Source organism: Flavobacterium sp. (assembly GCF_040382755.1).
Lineage (GTDB): Bacteria > Bacteroidota > Bacteroidia > Flavobacteriales > Flavobacteriaceae > Flavobacterium.
In genome coordinates, this window is record NZ_JBEIET010000206.1 from 1 (window position 1) to 2,310 (window position 2,310).

Below are 2,310 nucleotides of genomic sequence, written 5' to 3' on the forward strand. Positions count from 1 at the left end.
TCCAATATACATATAACTTCCTGCGGTCATTTGTCCGTATTGCGACACGCCCAAGGCATTCATTTTTTCCCAATCATCTGGTTTAGAGTAATTTGGAATTACCATTCCGTTGGTAACTACAACTCTTGGTGCTTCTTTATGTGAAGGAAATAATCCCATCGGATGACCAGAATACATTGATAACGTTTGTTCATCTGTCATTTCAGACAAATATTTCATAGTAAGTAAATATTGTGCCCAATTTTGAAAAACAGCGCCATTTCCTCCATATGTAATTAATTCATGCGGATGTTGTGCTACTGCATAATCTAAATTATTTTGGATCATCAACATAATGGCTTTTGCCTGCTCAGAATTTCCTGGATATTCAGAAATTGGTCTGGCTTTCATTTCGTAATCTGGTCGAAATCGATACATATAAATTCGACCATATTTTTCTAATTCTGCTTTAAATTCTGGCAGTAACGTGGCATGATGTTTGACATCAAAATAGCGTAAAGCGTTTTTTAAAGCTAATTTTTTTTCTTCGTCTGAAAGAATTTCTTTACGTTTTGGTGCGTGATTTATTGCGGCATCATACGGTTTATGTTGCGGTAAAATATCTGGAATTCCTTGTTGTATTTGCTCTTTAAAAGTCATTTTTTTTAGATTTTGATTTTTAGATTTTGGATTTTCAGAAATTTATGTTTGAAAATCGGTTGTCTAAAACTATTTTTTATTTCTTCCTGTTTTTTTGTCGAAACCATATGGGCAATGTCTACAGCCACTTTTACAGCAATATCCTCGCTTTAAATGATGTTTTTCTGTAAAACATTTATATCCTTCAGGAGTAAAATAAAAATCTTCTCCTTCTATTAAATTTTTTGGATTTATTTCATTGTTCATATTCGCAAATTTAGGAACTTTGCAGCAAATGATTGTATTAGTTTTTTAAATATTTAACTAATGAAACAATTATTTCTTTTTTATGAAATCAGAAAACCAGAAAATACCTATTCATTTTCCTAACGGAATTGAACTTTTTATCAAAAGAGAAGATCTATTGCATCCTATAATTTCTGGAAATAAATTCAGAAAATTAAAATATAATTTAGCCGAAGCAAAACGATTAGGATATAAAAAATTGCTCACTTTTGGCGGGGCATTTTCTAATCATATTGTAGCTGTTGCAGGTGCTGGAAAAGAGTTTGGTTTTGAAACTATTGGAATAATTAGAGGCGAAGAATTAGAAGAAAAGATAAATGAAAACCCAAGTTTAGCAGTTGCTGAACAATTTGGAATGAAATTTGCTTTTGTTTCAAGAGACGCTTACAGGTTAAAAGACACACCTGAATTTTTAGAAGAAATGCAGTCAAAATTTGGTGATTTTTATTTACTACCCGAAGGCGGCACAAATGAATTAGCGATAAAAGGATGTGAAGAAATTTTAAATGAACTTGATTCTGAATTTTCGTATATCTGCACTTCTGTAGGAACTGGCGGTACTATTTCAGGAATTATTAATAGTGCTGCATCACATCAAAATATTATTGGATTTTCTTCCTTAAAAGGTGATTTTTTACAAAAGGATATTGCTAAATTTGCAAATCAAAAGAATTGGACTATAAATTGTGAGTATCATTTTGGTGGTTATGGAAAAGTAACAAATGAATTAATTGAATTTATAAATTCCTTTTACAAACAATATGAAGTTCCATTGGATCCAATTTATACCGGAAAAATGATGTTTGGTATTTTAGATTTAATACAAAATGATTTTTTTCCACCAAATTCAAAAATTTTAGCCATTCATACCGGTGGTTTACAAGGTATTGCAGGTATGAATTTAAAATTAGAAAAATCTGGAAAAACAAAGATAATAATATGATAAATAAAATTTTAATACTATTTTTTGCGCTGCTTTTAACAAGTTGTGGAGGTTCTAAAATCACTACTACAAAAGGAAAAAAGTATTCTAAAACATATCCTACTTCAAAAAAAACTGTTACAAAACCAACACCAGTAGCAAAATCTCCAGCAAAGGAAAATCCTTCTGGTAGCGAAATATTAGTTGCAACATCAAAAGTAAAAGCTACAACAGAAGATGTAAAAAAATACATTGAAGATTTTAAAGAAACGGCAAAAAATAACATGAAGGTTCACGGTATTCCTGCAAGTATTACTATGGCACAGGGTATTTTAGAGTCGGGTGCTGGATTTGGATCTTTAGCTAAAGAAGCGAACAATCATTTTGGTATAAAATGCCATACAGGATGGACAGGTGAGTCTGTAAAATACGATGATGATGCCGAACAAGAGTGTTTTAGAAAA

The 2,310-nt window shown here is 31.1% G+C and carries 3 protein-coding genes and 1 pseudogene; 2 read left to right on the forward strand and 2 right to left on the reverse strand.

Annotated elements, in window-relative coordinates:
- Window positions 1–639, reverse strand: a pseudogene (locus ABWO04_RS11225) (urocanate hydratase); the annotation flags it as partial.
- Between the two features lie 69 nt (window positions 640–708).
- Window positions 709–885, reverse strand: a complete 177-nt coding sequence (locus ABWO04_RS11230; RefSeq protein WP_291241207.1) for a C1orf53 family protein — start codon at window positions 883–885, stop codon at window positions 709–711.
- Window positions 886–967: 82 nt separating this feature from the next.
- Here ABWO04_RS11230 and ABWO04_RS11235 point away from each other — a divergent pair, with 82 nt between their 5' ends.
- Both ABWO04_RS11235 and ABWO04_RS11240 read left to right on the forward strand, forming a co-directional pair.
- Window positions 968–1,867, forward strand: coding sequence for a 1-aminocyclopropane-1-carboxylate deaminase/D-cysteine desulfhydrase (locus tag ABWO04_RS11235; RefSeq protein ID WP_353079779.1), 900 nt, complete (start codon window positions 968–970; stop codon window positions 1,865–1,867).
- Window positions 1,864–2,310: glucosaminidase domain-containing protein (locus ABWO04_RS11240; protein WP_353079780.1), on the forward strand; the 447-nt coding region annotated here is incomplete at its 3' end. The genes ABWO04_RS11235 and ABWO04_RS11240, both read left to right, overlap by 4 nt.

What these genes read in the sequence shown, in the direction of transcription:
- ABWO04_RS11230 (WP_291241207.1), bottom strand. Translation starts at nt 885, where the DNA reads ATGAACAATGAAATAAATCCAAAAAATTTAATAGAAGGAGAAGATTTT.
- ABWO04_RS11235 (WP_353079779.1), top strand. Translation starts at nt 968, where the DNA reads ATGAAATCAGAAAACCAGAAAATACCTATTCATTTTCCTAACGGAATT.